Origin of the sequence: Pseudarthrobacter cremeus (assembly GCF_051857465.1) — a bacterium.
Lineage (GTDB): Bacteria > Actinomycetota > Actinomycetes > Actinomycetales > Micrococcaceae > Arthrobacter.
Map to the genome: position 1 here is coordinate 327,673 of NZ_JBPZHC010000005.1, position 16,710 is coordinate 344,382.

Sequence of the window (16,710 nt, forward strand, 5' to 3'; positions counted from 1 at the left end):
AGGGTTGCCTTATGAGCACAGTCCCCGCAGCCACGAGCGCCTCCAGGAAGTCCCGCCCCCAGATCGACCTCACGGTGATCCGACGCGAACAACTCTCACCGCACATGGTGCGGATCATCGCCGGCGGCGACGGCTTTGCGGATTTCGTCAACAACAGCTTCGTGGACCGCTACATCAAGATCGTTTTTCCGCAGCCGGGTGTGGACTACGTGCAGCCGCTGAACCTGTGGACCATCCGCGAAACCATGCCCCGGGCCCAGTGGCCGTACACGCGCACGTACACGGTCCGGTGGGTCGACGCTGAGGCCCGGGAACTGGCCATCGACTTCGTGATCCACGGCGACGAAGGACTGGCCGGGCCATGGGCGGATGCCGCGCAGCCGGGGGACGCGATCACCTTCACGGGTCCGGGCGGGGCCTACAACCCCTCGCCCGACGCCGACTGGTACCTTTTCGCCGGCGATGAGGCCGCTCTGCCTGCCATTGCGGCCGCCCTCGAAACGCTTCCGCCTGACGCGAGGGGACTGGCGTTCCTTGAGGTGGACAGCGACGCCGACATCCAGCCGATCGCAGCACCCCCGGGAATCCAGGTCAGTTGGCTCCGCCGCAACGGCGTACCGGCCGGAGAGAGCGACCTCCTGGTTGCTGCGGTCGCCGATGCACAGTGGCCGGACGGGCGGGTGGACGTCTTTGCCCACGGCGAGCGCGGCTACATGAAGGCCCTGCGGGACGTGCTGTTTGTTCAGCGCGGCCTGGAACGGAGCCAGGTTTCCCTGTCGGGTTACTGGGCGAAGGGCCGGGTTGAGGACGATTTCCAGGCAGAGAAAAAGCTGCCGGTCGGAAAGATCTGACACCCGGCCCCGACGGTCAACGGCGGCGGGCGCGGCGCCGCTCATTGCTGGCCAGGCTGCGGGTCAGCGGCCTGGCGAGGGTGTCGCCGAGCACAATCCCGCCCGCTGTGCCCAGGACGATCGCGCCGGCGTTGAGCATGCCACCGGCGCCCAGCAGGATTTCGGACTCCTCGATGGTCAGCACGTACATCGAGCGGAAGATCGTGAGCCCGGGCAGCAGGATGAGCGCCGCCGGTACCGCCACCACCAGCTGCGGAGCGCCCATCTTCAGCGCCACCACTCTCGCGAGCAGGCCGATCACGACGGCGGCGAGCGCCGGGGAGAACCGGTCGCCGACGCCGAGTTGCCCGGCGCCCAGCAGCACGAAGTAGCCTGCCACCCCGACGCCTGCGGTGGGCAACAACAGGTCCCAGGACGTCTGCTCGGTGACGCCGATGGCTATCACTGCGACGGCGGTCAGGATCACGAGGACCCAGAGATCGTAGGCCGGCGGGAAGGTCTGGGTGACACTGATCGGCTGCATTCCGGTCATGGCCCCCACCACGAAGGCCACCGCGATGCCGGCGACGATCGCTCCGAAGGTGAGCAACGTGGACAGGAACCGGCCGGCCGCGGTCACCGGGAAGCCGTTGATGGCATCCTGGACGGACGAGACCAGCCGCCCGGTGGGCAGGAGCAGCAGGATGCCGCCCACCACCACAATGGCCGGCGAGGTGGTCAGGTCAAAGCGCCACAGCAGCAGCGCGCTGAGCGTGACGGCGAACGCGCACGCCGCCGTCGTGAAGAAGTCAGGAACCCGCCACCGGCCCAGCTGACGGGCCAGGAGGCTCACGCCGATGTTGGCCACGAAGGCAATGGCGGAGGACACAGGACCGCCGCCCAGCACCCCCACGAACGCGGCCGCGAAGACGCCGAAGGCCACAGTGACCATCCAGCGCGGGAAGGGTTTGGGGCTGGTGATCGCCTCGTCCAGGCGGCGGATGGCCTCATCACGGCCCACTCCCCCGGCCACGATGTCCGTCACCAGCCGGTGTACTTTGGCCAGTCCGGCATAGTTGTTGGTCCAGGACCGCACGACACGGAGCAGGGCGATGGGCGGCTGGTCCTTGGGCGCATAGTTGATGGCCACCGACTGGTTGGTGATGTCCACCTCGATGTTCTTCAGGCCCAGTGCCGCCGTGACGGCGATGATGCTTGTCTCAACTTCAAGGGCGCCGGCCCCGTACCGGAACATGGTCTCGGCCAGGTGCAGGGCAAAATCCAGGGTCTTGCGCGCCGAGGTGTCCACACCTCCCACCTGGATCATCGGGTTGGCGTAGGGGCTCCCGGCGAGCCTGTCCACGATGCTCATCGGCGCCGTCGGCGGGTGCTCCCCTTGGACCAGGCGCCGCAGCATCCTCTTGGCCGCCGCGTCCTGGCCTATCTGGGAGGGCGTCAGCCGCTCGGTTTTCGGCAGCCCGTCGGTGGCGGGCCTGCCCCGCGGATGGTCACGTCGATTGGTCACGCTGATCCTCCTCCCTGTCTGATGAGTGCCTGTTGTCCCGGGAACTACGCCTGGCGCTTCAGGGGCAGCCTGCCCAGGAGGGTCCGCGCCGCGGCGAGGGCCGCACGGCCCAGGCGGTTGGCCCGGAAAACGAGCGGCCGTACCGGCATCACGAAGTCGCCCACCAGTTGGACCACGTCACCGCCGAAGCCCTTCTTGAACTCGTAGCCGCCGTGGCCTTCCTCATCCTGGCCCTGGATGCCGAACGTGCCGTAGAAGTTGTACCGCGAGTAGCCCTTTTCCAGCGCGTGCAGCATCATCCCCCAGTACAGGGAGGTGGCACCGTTGAAGTAGATGTAGTCCTGCTTGGTGCCGCCGATCACGCACGTGACTTCGCCGCCGAAGCAGACAAAGTGGATGGCGGCCACGGTTGCCACGCCTACGGAGTCCGGGAACCGCTCAATGTCCTTGAGGCTGCGCTCATAGCTGTCCACAAGGTCCTGGACCACTTTGAGGCGGTTGGCCTTCTTTTTGCTGCCGGTCTCTTCCACCTCGCGGCGCAGCTCGGCTGCGGAGGCGGACTCTGCTTCCAGGCGTTCGGTGATGGATTTCCGGTAAGCGGGGATGTCGATCTTGGCCATCATGAGTTTGGTGAACTCGGCCGATGTGGTCCGCAGGAGCTGTTCGTAGTATTCGCGTTCCCGGTAGATGAAGCCCTTCTCATCCCCGGCAGTGCTCAGCGCGTCGTAGAACTCATCGAGGGTCTCCAGCGTGGCCTGCTCCAGGAACACACCGTTTTTTTCAGCCTTCCGGATCGCTTTCCGGGTCCGGTAGCTGGTACCCATGATGAGTTCCTCGGCGTCCTTGATGCCGTCGAGTTTCTTGATGAACATCCAGTTGACGTTGGCGAAGTTCATATCGGAGCCCTGGTGCTCAAAGCCGAGGCCGGCCAGTTCGGCCACCAGCGGCCTGTTGTCAGCGATTTCCGGGTGCTCGGCGCCGTCGGCATCGCGGGCGATGAACGGGAGGTTGGGGGAAATCCGCAGTTCTGCGGCCTTGCGGTCCGCCGCGCGTCCTTTGAGAAGTCCGACGACGTCGCTGACCAGGGCGGCGTCCGTGTAGTCCATGAGGGGGCCCTTGGCGCATTCGCACACGCGGTAGCCGAACCGGTTGGTGGTGTAGTTCAGTTTGCCGGCGGCTACGAGCTCGCCCTTGCGCCGGACACCGAAGAGGTCCACGTCCTGTCCGCGGGCGCGCTGGAAGCGGGTGAAGTCTGCGGACTGGATGAAGCTGTTGTGCGGGTGGTTGACGGAGAAGGCCTCGAACTCTGCGTCGCTGAGGACGCCGAACTCGAGCGCGGTTGCGGCCTTGGTGGGATTCACGGAAATAACCTCATCTATCGCTGGGCTGCCGGCTGGGGCAGCGCGGGCGGTGGTGGTGGGAAGTCGGGGAGGCGGGAAGTCGGGGAGGTCGGGTGTCAGCGAACGCTGTCAGTAGAACTGGTGGCCGGTGCGTGCGGTTTCGATCCGCCGGAAGATCCTTTCGGCGCCCTTGACCCACAGGGCATGCCGGAGCGGGGCGAGCACGTAGTCGTAGCAGCCCACGAAATCCGTGACCGTCTTGGTGAAGCTTGTCTTGAACATGCCCATGCCGTAGAGGGAATGGGACTTGTCCTTGATCCGGCCGGCCGGAGGCGTCCCGCAGAAGTCGTACTCGGTGCAGCCCAGTTCCTGCATGCGCCGTATCGCTGCCCACTGGACCAGGTGGGAGTCGCCGTACTGTTTGCGGTTCTGGGTTGAGCCGCCGTCCTTATACGTGGCTTTGGACCCGTAATTGATCACAAAGGCGCCGACGCTGGGCTTGCCGTCCTCGTAGACGAAGAAGAAGCTGCCTTGGCCGCGGTTGCAGAATTCGTCCCAGAACCGGGTGTAGTACTCCAGGCTTCGCAGAGGCATGGAGCCCTTGGCGCTGACGGTGTCCGCCATCAGATCGTAAAGGGCCTTGTATGTTTCAGGGGTTGGCGCCTGCTGAACCACTTCGCAGCCTTCACGCTCGGCGCGGCGGATGGCATTGCGGGCGCGGGAGGAGACGGCGCGGAGTACCTGGCTCTCCGGGGCCGAGATGTCCAGCAGAGCGGTGGAGTCGTTGGACTGGATGTTGGGGGCCTTCACCAGGCCGGCCTCAGCGAGCTGTGCCTGGACCTCCGGGGAGGCAACAATGTCCGGTTCAACCTTGATGGTGAAAACGCTGAGTCTGTGGCTCCGGGCAAGTGCCGCGCACGCTTCCAGTGCGGGCTTGAGATCATCGACGGAGCCCAGGTCCGGGCCCTTGATCAGGTACCACAGGCGGCCGAGTACCGGGAATTTCTTCTCCAAAACCAGGTTGTAGCTGGCGGTTCCTGCCGACTCAAGGACCAGGAAGCGGGCGCTCCAGCCATTGCCGTTTTTCACCGTTGCATAAGCGGCGGACTGCAGCATATTGCCCCCATTGGGGTTGGCCGTGACGTGCTTGTCCCAGTTCTCAATTTCTTCGGCTGTGGCAAAACGTGCGGTAAATTCTCGCAAAGGGGCCGTGTCCAATCTCAGGGTTTGTGCACTGTTCTGTAGTCGTGGCTGCGTGCGGACATGTAGCCACAAGTCTAAAGCCTGATCCGCTCAGGGCCGCCTTGACTCCAGGTGCACGCTTGGCAAGGGTTGAGCCATGCAGGCGCATCCAGACATGTCCGCTCAAGGACCAGCAACCCGGGAAGAGTACACGCCGGGTGTGCAGGTGACCGGCCTGGCGGCCTTCCTGGGAGCTTCGGCCCTGGTGGCCTGGTTGGGCGCCGTTGCCACGGTGAACAATGTTGAGGGCTGGTACCTCAGCGCCGACAAAGCGCCCTGGTCTCCGCCGAACTGGGTTTTCGGTCCGGCCTGGACCCTGCTGTACACCTCCATGGCGGTGGCGGCCTGGCTTGTGTGGCGCAGCCGGTCCGAGCGGTCCAGGCCTGCCCTGATCGCGTACGGTGTCCAACTCCTGCTCAACCTCGCCTGGACACCGGTGTTCTTCGGCCTCTATCCGTCGATCGGAACCCCGGCACTCTGGATCGCTGTGGCCATCATCGTTGTCCTGATCGTCGCGGTAACCATCACAGTCCTCTACTTCGGTCCGATCAGCCGCACAGCCGGCCTGCTTCTGCTCCCCTACATCTCCTGGCTGGTATTTGCCACCAGCCTGAACATCTGGGCTGCCCTGAACAACTGAGCGTCGTTGGGTCTGACATCCTCTGTGTGCTGCTCCTCCGTCGCTTTGACGCACACTGCCGGATGCCAGCCCCCAACGTCAACGGGGACCCAGATGGCGCTGAACCTAGTTTTCGAACTCGGAGAGCGGCGGGCAGGAGCAGATGAGGTTGCGGTCTCCGGCGGCGCCGTCGATCCGGCCTACGGGCGGGAAGTACTTGTCCTGCTTGAGGTGGTGGAGGGGGAACACGGCCTGCTCGCGGGAGTATCCGCGGGTCCAGTCGGTGTTCACGACGGCGGCCGCGGTGTGCGGTGCGTGGCGCAGCGGGGAATCGGCGACGGTGAAGTCGCCGGCCGCGACCTGGTCGATTTCCTTGCGGATGCTGATCATCGCCTCGATGAACCGGTCGATCTCGGCCAGGTCCTCGGACTCGGTGGGCTCCACCATCAGCGTCCCCGCAACCGGGAACGCCAGGGTCGGGGCGTGGAAACCGTAATCGATCAGCCGCTTGGCCACATCCTCCGCCGTCACCCCGGTCCTCGCGGTCAGCTCGCGCAGGTCCAGGATGCACTCGTGCGCCACCAGTCCGCCTTCACCCGTGTACAGGACCGGGAAGTACTCGTTCAGGCGTGCCGCGACATAGTTCGCCGCGAGCAGCGCAGCCTTCGTCGCCTCGGTCAGGCCCTCGGCGCCCATCAGCTTCACATACGCCCACGAGATCGGCAGGACCCCGGCCGAGCCGTAGTTCGACGCGCTGATCGCGACGCCGTGGCCGTCCTCGTGCGCCGCCTTGTTCGCATCCGAGGGCATGAACGGGGCCAGGTGCGCCTTCGCCGCGACCGGGCCCACACCGGGGCCGCCGCCGCCGTGCGGGATGCAGAAGGTCTTGTGCAGGTTCAGGTGCGAGACGTCCCCGCCGAACTTGCCCGGCTGCGCCAGGCCCACGAGGGCGTTCAGGTTCGCCCCGTCCACGTAGACCTGCCCGCCCGCGGCGTGCACGGCGTCGCAGATCTCGGTCACATCCGCGTCGTACACCCCGTGGGTGGAAGGGTAGGTGATCATGATCGCGGACAGGGCGTCCTTGTTCGCCTCGATCTTCGCGTACAGATCCGTGTGGTCAATCGTGCCATCAGGGGCCGTGGCCACCACGACGACCTTCATCCCGGCCAGGACAGCCGAGGCGGCGTTCGTGCCGTGCGCGGACGCCGGGATCAGGCACACGTTCCGCTGCGTGTCACCGTTGGCGCGGTGGTAACCCCGGATCGCGAGCAGGCCAGCGAGCTCACCCTGGGACCCCGCGTTCGGCTGCAAAGACACCTGGTCGTAACCGGTGATCTCCGCCAGATCATTCTCCAGCCCGGTGATCAGCTCCCGCCAGCCCACCGTCTGCGAGTCCGGGGCGAACGGGTGGATCGAGGCGAACTCCGGCCAGGAAATCGCCTCCATCTCCGCGGTCGCGTTCAGCTTCATCGTGCACGAACCCAACGGGATCATCGTCCGGTCCAGCGCCAGGTCACGGTCCGAGAGGCGGCGGATGTAACGCAGCAGCTGCGTCTCGGAACGGTGCGTGTTGAACACCGGATGCTGCAGGTACTCCGAGGTGCGGGCAACCGCGGCCTCAAGTCGGAATGCGGTGCCGTTGACGGCGGCCGCGTCAACCAGCGATGCACCAAAAGCCGCCACGACGTCGGCAACGATCCCGGGTGTCGTCGTTTCGTCAGCGGAAACTCCCACCGTGTCCTCATCGATGCTGCGCAGGTTGATCCCCTTGCCGGCGGCGGCCGACACTACTGCCCCCGCCCTGCCCGGCACAGAGACACTCACCGTGTCGAAGAAACTCGTATGCAGAACGTCCATGCCCGCCTCTTTGAGGGAGGCAGCGATGGTGGTGGCGTGGCCGTGGACGCGCTCGGCGATCGCTTTCAGGCCGTCCGGGCCGTGGTAGACCGCGTAGAAGGACGAGACGATGGCCAGCAGCGCCTGCGCGGTGCAGATGTTCGAGGTCGCCTTTTCACGGCGGATGTGCTGCTCACGCGTCTGCAATGCCAGGCGGTAGGCGGGGACACCGGCGTCGTCCTTGGACACACCCACCAGGCGGCCGGGCATCGACCGCTCCAGGCCCTTCGCCACCGCCATGTACGCGGCGTGCGGGCCGCCGAAGAACAACGGCACCCCGAAACGCTGCGTTGAACCCACGGCGATGTCCGCGCCCTGCTCCCCCGGAGGGGTGATCAGCGTCAGGGCCAGCAGGTCAGCGGCCACAGTAACCAGTGCGCCGCGTTCCTTCGCTTCCTTGATGACCTCGGCGTGGTTGAAGACGCGGCCGGACACGCCCGGCTGCTGCAGGACGATGCCGTTGATGACACCCTCGGGCAGGCCCTTGGACAGGTCGGCGACCTCGACCTCGAAGCCGAGCGCCTCGGCCCGGCCCTTCACAATCGCAATGGTCTGCGGCATCACATCGGCATCCAGGACGGTCTTGCCGTCGTGGGCCTCTTTGTTCTTGTTCGCCCGGCGCATCATCAGCACGGCCTCGGCCACCGCGGTGGCTTCATCCAACAGCGACGCGTTGGCGATCGGCAGGCCCACCAGGTCCTGGACCATGGTCTGGAAATTCAGCAAAGCCTCAAGCCGGCCCTGGCTGATCTCGGGCTGGTACGGGGTGTAAGCGGTGTACCAGGCAGGCGCTTCGAGCACGTTCCGGCGGATCACCGCAGGAGTCACGGTGTCGTAATAGCCCTGCCCGATCATCTGCACAGCCGTCTTGTTCTTCCCGGCAAGCTTCCGCAGCTCCGCAAGGACCTCAACCTCACTGAGGGCGTCCCTAAGGGCAAGCGGCCTGGCCTGGCGGATGGCATCAGGGACTGCGGTATCCACCAGCGCGTCCACGGAATCGCATCCGACAGCTTTGAGCATGGTGTCGATGTCGGCCTGGCGGCGGGCACCGATATGCCGGTCCACGAACGTGGCAGAGGCTGAATTTACACTCACAAGGAACTCCATTTTCGGCCCGAGGGATTCCTGGGGAGGACTTGCACGGCCGAGCGCGGCCACACCAGGACTAATTCTCCTCCGCCGCAGACGGGCGGGCAAATAGCGATGCCCGAACCGGCCACGCCGGGAGCGGGCCGTCCGCGGCAGTGCGTGCCGCCGTCGTACTTTCCGAGTCCATGCTCCGGAAAGTTCCGACGGCGGCCATGGACCGCAGGGTGTTACTTCGCGTCTGGTGCGGTGACGCTGGCGGAGGCCTTCATGGTCTCGGCGTTCACCATCCACGCATACTGCTCCAGTTTGGCGATGAATTCGTGCAGCAGGTCAGCGGTGGTGGGATCCTCTTCATCCACTTCATCGTGGACCTTACGCATGGTCCCCACCGCAGCTTCGAGGGCCGCGACGATCCGCTCGATGGCGTCCTTGGTGTTGATGAGGCCCTCTGGGAACTGGGCCAGGCTGGTGGACTTGGCCACAGTGGCACTGCGGCCATCCGGCAGAGCGTGAAGCGCACGCATTCGCTCTGCCATGTCGTCGGCGAACTGCCGGGCCGCGTCCACGATCTCGTCCAGCTGCAGGTGGAGGTCCCGGAAGTTGGTGCCCACAATGTTCCAGTGGGCCTGTTTGCCCTGGATGTGCAGCTCAATCAGATCAGCAAGAACGGCCTGCAGATTGTTGGTCAGGGTAGGTGACGCTTTCATGAATCCTCCTCGATCGGTCCAGTACTGCCGACGCTATCAGCCGCGCGGCGGCCGTGGCCGGGAGCCGGCAGGATTTCTCAGTGAGCTTACTAATCCGGCCCGGGTGCCCGTGAGGCAGCATGTTACTTTTCAGTAATGACGCGAACGCGAACGGCACTGATCAGGCTCTTCACCAGCCCCGCCGGGAAGGTCCCGGTCCAGCGGCTGATCGGTGCCGTGGCGCTCGGCGGTTTTCTGGTCTTTGCCGGTGTCAGCCACCTGACCGTCGCGCGGCAGGAGTTCCAGGCCCAGGTCCCTCCGTGGTTTCCCCTGGACAAGGACTATGTGGTCCTGGCGTCAGGCGTGGTTGAGATCGGCCTCGGCGCCGCGTTGATCGCCCTGCGCAAACAGCGCGTCCCGGTGGGGCTGTGCGCTGCGGCGTTTTTCGTCCTGATCTTTCCCGGGAACATCTCCCAGTACGTGACACAGACGGACGGGTTCGGCTTGGACTCGGACCGCGCCCGCCTGGTGCGGCTGTTTTTCCAGCCCGTGCTGGTGGTGTGGGCCCTGTGGTCAACCGGAGCTTGGAAGGAACTGCGCGCGGCGCTTCGTCGGTAAGCTTTCCTGCCAGCCGTCGGTAGCGCCCACAGCGGCGCCCTGCCGGGAGAGTCTCCCGGCAGGGCACCGGTGTATTGGTTCCTGTTCCTGTCTCAACGGCTGGTGGGCACCACGTGGGCTGTCACCAGAAGTGCGCTACATCCACCACCATGCGCGAGCCGGATCCGGGCCCGTCCAGGGTGAAAACCCGGAACGGAAGCCGGGCACGTACGCCCAGTCCGAGGCTCGTGTAGCCTTCGAAGCTGTTCGCCCAGGCCACCTGCCGGAAGGTCTGGTACCCCGAAACGTTGGTTACTTCGTCCTTGTTTTTGGGCACGTACGTTGCGCTTCCGTTGCGGTCATAGGCCGGGGCGTTCACAGTCACCTGAAGGAACGCGCTGCCCCGCAGCGGGATGCTGAACCCTGAACCGTCCTGCACCACCGTGGGCACGTACCGGACGGTGTAGCCCTCCACCGGGCCGTTGAGGTCAACCACCATCCGGTCGAAGCAGTAGTGCTGCCCCGTCCTGACGTTGGTGACGGACGCGGTGCTCATATCCTGGTCGGATTTCGCCAGGGACCCCCATACGAGCCCGCAATAGGATGTGGTTGCCGAGGCGGGCCCCGGAGCCAGGAAACCCAATCCGACAGCCATCATAATGACTGCCAGCCACGTATGAAACTTCTTCATTGTGGGCCACCCTTCGAGTGATTTGGTAGCTCCAGCGTAGGAGTTTCACCCGCCCTTCTTAAGGGTTGTTGCCGCTTCGGCGCGGAACCGTTAGGGATGGCATATTCCGGTCACGCACGCGTGATGCTGCGGCCTTCTTCCGGGCTGCCGAAATGCATTTAACACCGAATCTGCACCGTGCCGTGATGCATCATAACGACGCCGGACCGGGCTTTGGGGGCGTGCTAGCCTTCACACTCGATGCAGTACTTCATGCCGTTTTTTTCGCGCGCAACCTGGGACCGGTGGCGGACCAGGAAGCATGAGGCGCAGGTGAACTCATCGGACTGCTCAGGAACAACAACGACCGTCAGCTCTTCGCCCGAGAGGTCCGCTCCGGGCAGGTCGATTCCCTCGGCGGTGTCGTTCTCCTCGACGTCGATGACGGCGGTCTGGGCATTGCTGCCGCGGGATGCCTGCAGAGCCTCCAGTGACTCCGCGGAAGACTCCTCGTCAGTCTTGCGTGGAGCGTCGTAATCGGTTGCCATAGCGTTGGTCACTTTCGTTGCTGCGCGGCACCATTTCAGGCACCTCAGTGAAGCAGTTTAGGGCATAGTGCGGGCACTTAAGCAATAGTGTGGCCAACCAGACAGATTGCGTCACTGCCTTCCGGGTTTAGTCTGGAAATGCCAGCAAACCACGTTGTGGCCCCAGGGAGGCAGCATGGCCGTCAAACTCAACCCCAAAGCACTGACGAACGCGCGCAATCTCATAAAGGGCGGAAAGGTGGAGCGCGATGTCCGCGATGACTGGAGCGAGCACGCGCCCTCCACGGACGAGGAAAATGCGTTCATCGATAAGCATGGTTTCGCGGACTACGCGCTGTGGCATTTGGGCCGGGACGATGGCCAGTCCGACGGCACGAAGGGCAGTGTCAGTTTTCCCTTCGGGGACTTCAGGAAAATCCACCGTTGCGCTGTCATTTCGCTGGAGGGCCGGGCGGCGCAATACGGGCACGACGACATCCGCGACGCCGCCAGGAAGCTGCTGGAACTGATCGATTCAGACTGAGGCCCGCGTCGCCACGCCGGTGGCGTTGTGGGGCGCTGCAACGCCATGCAGTGAAATTTGCCGTGCACTAGCCGGAACACCGAAGGGCTCCGATCTGCGGGTTATTGAACCGCCGGCCGGAGCTTTCTCGTTGTCCCGCCATGTCCCCGTTGCCGGATGTTCATCCCCGGAGAGCAAGCTCAACGCGTCCGCGAACACCACATCTACGTTTTGAGGAGCATCTCCATGTCCACTCCCCTCTCCCGTCGCAACTTCCTCGGTGCCGGCGCCAGCGCCGCCGCGCTGGGTTTCGCCTTCGCAGGCGCAGGCAGCCTCGCTCCCTTCGCGCGCCCCGCCAACGCCGCTACCCGCAACGCCTTCGGTTACGGGACGCTGGTTTCGGACCCCAACGGCATCCTCGCGCTGCCTGAAGGCTTCTCCTACAAGCTGCTGGCCCGCTCCGGACAGTCCGTGACAGCCGAGGGGGTCCACCCCTCGGATCCCGACGGCATCGGCGTCTTTGACGGCCCCAACGGCGGTTCGGTGCTGATCGTCAACCACGAAAACAGCGGGTCAGAGCCCTTCCCGGTGCCCGTCGTCGAAGGCCTCACCTACGATCCCGGCGCGAAGGGCGGTACGTCCACCATCCTGGTGGACGCCGATGGCAACCGCGTGGGTCAGTACACCTCCGTCGCCGGCACCAACAACAACTGCGCCGGCGGCGTCTCGCCGTGGGGCACCTGGCTCACGTGTGAGGAAACCGAGGCGCGGGCAGGCTCGGGCACCAACACCAAGGACCACGGCTACGTCTTCGAGGTTGATCCCGCCAGCCGCGAGGCCAACGTCAACTTCTCCGCCATCCCGTTGAAGTTCCTGGGCCGCTACTCCCACGAGGCCGTCGCCGTCGACCCCGCCACCACGCAGATCTACCTGACCGAGGACGCCGGAAACCCCAACGGCCTCTACCTGCGCTGGACCCCGCCCGCAGGTTTCACTCCAGGCAAGGGCAAGCTCCTGGCCCTCGCCCAGTCCAACGGCGGCGACGTCGCCGGCAAGCTGCAGGCCATGAAGGCTTTCCGCGGCTCCACCCACGTCAAGGACCTCTCCGAGGCCACGACGGTGGGCACGCGCTTCACGGTCGAATGGGTTGACGTGCCGGACCGCGATGCACGCACCACCTCTGTCCGCAAGCAGTTCACCAACGACCAAATCACCCGTTCGCGCAAGCTGGAGGGCCAGTGGTGGGGCGACGGCGGCGCGTACTTCGTCTCGAGCTTCGCGCGCACCTCCGATGGTTCGGTCAACGAACACGACGGCCAGGTCTGGCTGTACGACCCCGCTACTGAGTCCATCACGCTGACCACGATCTTCGGTGTCAACCCGGCCCCGGACCAGGAGGGTGCCTTCGACGGCCCCGACAACATCACGGTGGCTCCGCAGGGCGGGCTGATCCTGGCCGAGGACGGCAACGGCATCTCCCACCTCGTGGGCGTGACCAGCCAGGGCCTATCCTACCCGCTGGCCCGCAACCAGTACAACGATTCCGAGTTCTGCGGACCGGCCTTCAGCAAGGACGGGAAGTGGCTCTTCGCCAACATCCAGTCCCCCGGATTCACGCTCGCCATCACCGGCCCGTGGACGCGTCCCTCGAACGCTTCCGCTACCGCCAGCTGACATTCAGCCCGGGCCTGCTGCAGCCCTTCCTTGGTCTGATTGCCGGGGCGGGGCTGCAGCAGTGTTTGGCCGGTGCCGCTGAGCCGCCGCTAAGAAGGAACGGGCTGGCCGAACCAGGCGCCAAGCGCTTCAGCGAGCCCCTGTTTGTCTCGATCTCCGACCCAGGCCACATAGCCGTCCGGTCGGATCAGAACAGCTTCGGGTGCCGTGACTTCCCCGAGTAGCGGTAGTTCCCATGGCCCCTCGTGCTGGGCGTCTATCAACCGGACCCGCTCCGGCAGTTGCGTGGAGTCGAAGCTGCCGGGCTCGCCAAGGTTGAGCAGTACGGGCCGTGCTTCGTGCAGCAGGGTAAAGACCCGCAGCTCATTGTCCGAGGTGATGAGGTCCAGATCGGGCATACGGCGTCCGAGGAGCGGGTGGCCTTCGCCGACGTCGTAATGGATGTCAAGCCCGGACTGCATCGCGGCGAACCGCCGGCGCGGCTCGTCCATGCTGAGGAGCTCGGAAATGACTTCGCCAACAGCCTTGATGCGGTCGTCAGGGCGGCGGAGCGCAGTCTGCGCCATCGTGTTACGAAGCACGCGTGCGGCCACCGGGTGGCGTTCGGAATGGTAGGTGTCGAGGAGGCTCTGTGGGGATATTCCCTTGACCACCTGCGCAAGCTTCCATCCCAGGTTCACCGCGTCCTGCACACCAATGTTCAGCCCCTGTCCCCCATCCGGAGCATGCACATGGGCTGCGTCGCCGGCCAGGAGAATGCGCCTGTTCCGGTATGCGGCTGCCTGCCTGGTCGCATCGGTGAACCTGGAGATCCAGAGGGGGCTATGAACCCCAAAGTCTGTCCCGCACACAGCGATCAGCGCTTCGCTGAGGTCCTTCAGGGTGGGTTCGCCCGCGGGCCCCACCCGCTCTTCGGTCACCATGACTCCCACCGGGCCCTCATCCTTGTACACCACTTCGCCGCCGCGGATCTCGTACTCCAGTCTGCCGAAGGAATGGATGCCAAAGGCATCGGGGTGGATGCCCCACTCCGGCTCCTGGGCCATCTCGACCTCGGCTATCAGGCTGCTGGTGGTGGGGTCCCACCCCGGAAACCCGATGCCCGACGCTTTGCGGACGAGGCTGCGGCCGCCGTCGCAGCCGGCCACATAGTCGGCACGCAGCTTCCGGCCGTCGGACAGGACGACGTCGACGCCGCCGTCGTCCTGCGCGAGGCCCGTCACCTCACATCCACGGTGGATGGTTACAGGCAGTTCGGCGACCCAGCCGGCGAGGATGCGCTCGATGTGTTTCTGCCACAGGCCGAGCCCGTAGGGATGCCTGGTGGGAAAATCGCTGACGTCCAGCCGGTTGCGGGCGAACCCGGCGACCTGGGCCACCTGCCCCTCCGCCAGGAACCGCCCGGCAATTCCGCGCTGGTCAAAGACCTCGATGGTGCGCGAGTGCAGCCCACCGGCGCGGGCGCCTGGAAGGTCCTGGCTGGTGCGGCGCTCGACGATGGCGACGTCGACGCCGGCCAGCGCCAGCTCCGCCGCCAGCACCAGCCCTGTCGGGCCTCCCCCGGCAATCACCACCTGGTGCCCGGTCATCGCCGCACTCGAGTTCGCGTCCGTGCGCCCCTGTCCATTTCGGCACTCCTGTTCCCTGGGTTCAGGCTTTTGCCGATTATGGCGCACGACGTGGGGCTTGCCGCAAGCCCCGGTGCCGGCGATACATTGGAACTAGAGGGAGTTTTTGGGTGTGGGGGTGGGAGCCGGTGTGGTGTTAGCGGCCGCATACACCCGCACCCAATCCACCCGCATTTCCCCGGAACCGTCAGCAGTGGCATCCGGAAACCAGTCAAGCTGCAGCGTCTGGTGCATCGGGCCGGGAGGCTGGTGCGCCGGATCGGTATCCTCGAACCACTTCACGCCGTCCACATACCCGACGATCCCGGCAGGCGACCAGTCCACCGCATAGTTATGGAACCGGGACACGTCCAGGGCCTTGCTCGCTGACGTTTGTGAGTTGCTGCAGGAATAGTGCTGGAAGGACTCGATTAAGTTCCAGTTACCTGTCGTTTCCGCGTAATCGATCTCGCCGTCACACGGCCAATTCCCGCTGTCCGGCCACAGGATCGACACCAGGTGATACTCGTTGTCGCCCGAACCCGCAGCCCGGACCTCCCACCGGCCGTACTTCTGCCGCGCGAACTTCGCACTCACTCCGGCAGTCTTGCCGTTTAGGGTTCCGGTCATGACCATCTTCGAGCCGTCCACGGTAACCTGCTGCGGACTCCGGACGCCGTTGCCGTTATGGCCGGCGCTGTTGTGAACTGACCATTTGGCAGGGTCCGGAGCACCCACATAGTTGAACTCGTCACCGGCTGTCGGCGTGCCCCAGCCAAGCCTTGTCGCGGCCGAATCCGGGGCGGGAGCGTTTGTGGCGGGATCCAAGCCCGGAGACGCGCACGCCGGCAGTGCCAGACCGGCCAGGACAACAATCACCCGAAATTTTTTCATTGGACGTTCCACGGGTACGGCTTGACGTCACGCGGTCACAGTAAGTTCACCAGGACGGCAGTACCGGCAGCGGACCGTCAACATCAACGTGCTCGGCGTCCCCGCGAGCCAGCCACTGAAGCAGTCCTTCGCGGTCGGAAACAACGCGCAGTCCGCCGTCGCCGATGACCCACTCGTCACGTTCTTCGGTCACCAGCGTCATGCCCGGAGCACCCTTGGCCCGCAGCGACCGCACTGCTGACTCAAGGGCATTCAGCAGCGAGTCCGGATCGGCTTCCTCGATGGTCCAGGCAGTGTCGAGGTCATGGTGATGCACCACCACCTCGGCTATCCGGAGGGCCACGATGGATGTGGCGGGGACCGCCTTGCCACCCACCTGAACTTCTGTTGCCACGAGTTCCCCGCTGAGCCGTTGTGCCTGCTCGGCAAAGTTTCGGGCAGAGGTCCGCAGCTCTTCAATGAGCTCTTCCCGTGGCAGGGCCGCCAGGGCGGCGATCTCTTGGGAGCGGGCTTCGGTTGAGGCGTAAAGGGGACGTTCCTCACCGGAGGTCGCCCAGTCAATGAGGTTTACCAGCGCATGGCCGTTGGAGGCGAGGTGCGCGATGACGTCGGCCCGCGACCACCCCTCACACAGCGAGGGAACGGTCATCTCGTCGTCGGCAAGGGATTCGACGGTGGCCAGCAACATGTCCGTTTCCCTGCCGAGGCGGGACAGATCCGAGTGGAGGCGTGCGGGATTGATCATGGTGCCAGCCTACCCACGGGCCGCCGCCCGAACCACCGTTCGGGCGCCGCTGTTCCATACCCACATCGTCTGGACTGAGACAGGATCGCCGATAAGGCCAGGCTCTACTAAAACGGGTCATTTGAGAGGCGCAGGATATGAATACCCCCCGGGCGGAAAGCCGGACATTCCCCTCATATGGCTTGCATCACACCTCTGTCAGGCTGGAGGCACTCGGAGGACGGCCCCTCGGATCCTCCCGGCGCC

15 protein-coding genes are annotated in these 16,710 nt (G+C 65.1%); 5 read left to right on the forward strand and 10 right to left on the reverse strand.

The window, feature by feature from the left end; all coding sequences use genetic code 11:
* Nucleotides 1-11 precede the first annotated feature (11 nt).
* A complete protein-coding gene (locus tag ACS5PJ_RS11815; protein WP_439435071.1) occupies nt 12-851 on the forward strand; it encodes a siderophore-interacting protein in 840 nt (279 codons plus the stop codon).
* Nucleotides 852-867: 16 nt separating this feature from the next.
* Here ACS5PJ_RS11815 and ACS5PJ_RS11820 read toward each other — a convergent pair whose 3' ends face one another.
* From ACS5PJ_RS11820 to ACS5PJ_RS11830, 3 genes are all read right to left on the reverse strand, one after another.
* Nucleotides 868-2,355, reverse strand: coding sequence for a threonine/serine exporter family protein (locus ACS5PJ_RS11820; RefSeq protein WP_439435072.1), 1,488 nt, complete (start codon nt 2,353-2,355; stop codon nt 868-870).
* Nucleotides 2,356-2,399: 44 nt separating this feature from the next.
* A complete protein-coding gene (locus tag ACS5PJ_RS11825; RefSeq protein WP_439435073.1) occupies nt 2,400-3,716 on the reverse strand; it encodes a peptidoglycan bridge formation glycyltransferase FemA/FemB family protein in 1,317 nt (438 codons plus the stop codon).
* 108 nt (nt 3,717-3,824) lie between these two features.
* Nucleotides 3,825-4,898, reverse strand: a complete 1,074-nt coding sequence (locus ACS5PJ_RS11830; protein WP_439435074.1) for a lipid II:glycine glycyltransferase FemX — start codon at nt 4,896-4,898, stop codon at nt 3,825-3,827.
* Nucleotides 4,899-5,052: 154 nt separating this feature from the next.
* On the opposite strand from ACS5PJ_RS11830, the gene ACS5PJ_RS11835 reads away from it, so the two are divergent.
* Nucleotides 5,053-5,577, forward strand: a complete 525-nt coding sequence (locus ACS5PJ_RS11835) for a TspO/MBR family protein (protein WP_439435127.1) — start codon at nt 5,053-5,055, stop codon at nt 5,575-5,577.
* A 105-nt stretch (nt 5,578-5,682) separates the two neighbouring features.
* On the opposite strand, the gene gcvP is transcribed toward ACS5PJ_RS11835, so the two are convergent.
* Together gcvP and ACS5PJ_RS11845 are read right to left on the reverse strand one after the other, a co-directional pair.
* The gene (gcvP, locus tag ACS5PJ_RS11840) at nt 5,683-8,547 is read right to left on the reverse strand and encodes an aminomethyl-transferring glycine dehydrogenase (RefSeq protein ID WP_439435075.1); all 2,865 of its coding nucleotides are present in this window, start codon (nt 8,545-8,547) and stop codon (nt 5,683-5,685) included.
* Nucleotides 8,548-8,768: 221 nt separating this feature from the next.
* On the reverse strand, nt 8,769-9,248 hold the full coding sequence (locus ACS5PJ_RS11845; protein ID WP_056346612.1) for a Dps family protein: 480 nt from the start codon (nt 9,246-9,248) through the stop codon (nt 8,769-8,771).
* 135 nt (nt 9,249-9,383) lie between these two features.
* On the opposite strand from ACS5PJ_RS11845, the gene ACS5PJ_RS11850 reads away from it, so the two are divergent.
* The gene (locus tag ACS5PJ_RS11850) at nt 9,384-9,845 is read left to right on the forward strand and encodes a DoxX family protein (protein WP_439435076.1); all 462 of its coding nucleotides are present in this window, start codon (nt 9,384-9,386) and stop codon (nt 9,843-9,845) included.
* 121 nt (nt 9,846-9,966) lie between these two features.
* Here the strand turns inward: ACS5PJ_RS11850 and ACS5PJ_RS11855 are convergent, their stop codons facing one another.
* A complete protein-coding gene (locus ACS5PJ_RS11855; RefSeq protein ID WP_439435077.1) occupies nt 9,967-10,515 on the reverse strand; it encodes an AMIN-like domain-containing (lipo)protein in 549 nt (182 codons plus the stop codon).
* A 224-nt stretch (nt 10,516-10,739) separates the two neighbouring features.
* The gene (locus tag ACS5PJ_RS11860) at nt 10,740-11,042 is read right to left on the reverse strand and encodes a DUF4193 domain-containing protein (protein ID WP_439435128.1); all 303 of its coding nucleotides are present in this window, start codon (nt 11,040-11,042) and stop codon (nt 10,740-10,742) included.
* A gap of 175 nt (nt 11,043-11,217) precedes the next feature.
* On the opposite strand from ACS5PJ_RS11860, the gene ACS5PJ_RS11865 reads away from it, so the two are divergent.
* Both ACS5PJ_RS11865 and ACS5PJ_RS11870 read left to right on the forward strand, forming a co-directional pair.
* Nucleotides 11,218-11,565: a hypothetical protein gene (locus ACS5PJ_RS11865; RefSeq protein WP_439435078.1), complete on the forward strand. Its 348-nt coding sequence runs from the start codon at nt 11,218-11,220 to the stop codon at nt 11,563-11,565.
* A 225-nt stretch (nt 11,566-11,790) separates the two neighbouring features.
* A complete protein-coding gene (locus ACS5PJ_RS11870) occupies nt 11,791-13,218 on the forward strand; it encodes an alkaline phosphatase PhoX (RefSeq protein ID WP_439435079.1) in 1,428 nt (475 codons plus the stop codon).
* An 89-nt stretch (nt 13,219-13,307) separates the two neighbouring features.
* On the opposite strand, the gene ACS5PJ_RS11875 is transcribed toward ACS5PJ_RS11870, so the two are convergent.
* From ACS5PJ_RS11875 to ACS5PJ_RS11885, 3 genes are all read right to left on the reverse strand, one after another.
* Complete coding sequence (locus ACS5PJ_RS11875; protein ID WP_439435080.1) at nt 13,308-14,807, reverse strand: FAD-dependent monooxygenase; 1,500 nt, start codon at nt 14,805-14,807, stop codon at nt 13,308-13,310.
* A 132-nt stretch (nt 14,808-14,939) separates the two neighbouring features.
* Nucleotides 14,940-15,719 carry a glycoside hydrolase family 16 protein gene (locus ACS5PJ_RS11880; RefSeq protein ID WP_439435081.1) on the reverse strand — a complete coding sequence of 260 codons (780 nt, stop codon included), beginning with the start codon at nt 15,717-15,719 and terminating at the stop codon, nt 14,940-14,942.
* Between the two features lie 46 nt (nt 15,720-15,765).
* The gene (locus ACS5PJ_RS11885; RefSeq protein WP_439435082.1) at nt 15,766-16,464 is read right to left on the reverse strand and encodes a maleylpyruvate isomerase family mycothiol-dependent enzyme; all 699 of its coding nucleotides are present in this window, start codon (nt 16,462-16,464) and stop codon (nt 15,766-15,768) included.
* Between the last annotated feature and the right edge of the window lie 246 nt (nt 16,465-16,710).

Coding starts and splice junctions, on each gene's coding strand:
- ACS5PJ_RS11815 (WP_439435071.1), top strand. CDS start 12: ATGAGCACAGTCCCCGCAGCCACGAGCGCCTCCAGGAAGTCCCGCCCC.
- ACS5PJ_RS11835 (WP_439435127.1), top strand. CDS start 5,053: ATGTCCGCTCAAGGACCAGCAACCCGGGAAGAGTACACGCCGGGTGTG.
- ACS5PJ_RS11845 (WP_056346612.1), bottom strand. CDS start 9,248: ATGAAAGCGTCACCTACCCTGACCAACAATCTGCAGGCCGTTCTTGCT.
- ACS5PJ_RS11850 (WP_439435076.1), top strand. CDS start 9,384: ATGACGCGAACGCGAACGGCACTGATCAGGCTCTTCACCAGCCCCGCC.
- ACS5PJ_RS11855 (WP_439435077.1), bottom strand. CDS start 10,515: ATGAAGAAGTTTCATACGTGGCTGGCAGTCATTATGATGGCTGTCGGA.
- ACS5PJ_RS11860 (WP_439435128.1), bottom strand. CDS start 11,042: ATGGCAACCGATTACGACGCTCCACGCAAGACTGACGAGGAGTCTTCC.
- ACS5PJ_RS11865 (WP_439435078.1), top strand. CDS start 11,218: ATGGCCGTCAAACTCAACCCCAAAGCACTGACGAACGCGCGCAATCTC.
- ACS5PJ_RS11870 (WP_439435079.1), top strand. CDS start 11,791: ATGTCCACTCCCCTCTCCCGTCGCAACTTCCTCGGTGCCGGCGCCAGC.
- ACS5PJ_RS11875 (WP_439435080.1), bottom strand. CDS start 14,807: ATGACCGGGCACCAGGTGGTGATTGCCGGGGGAGGCCCGACAGGGCTG.
- ACS5PJ_RS11880 (WP_439435081.1), bottom strand. CDS start 15,719: ATGAAAAAATTTCGGGTGATTGTTGTCCTGGCCGGTCTGGCACTGCCG.
- ACS5PJ_RS11885 (WP_439435082.1), bottom strand. CDS start 16,464: ATGATCAATCCCGCACGCCTCCACTCGGATCTGTCCCGCCTCGGCAGG.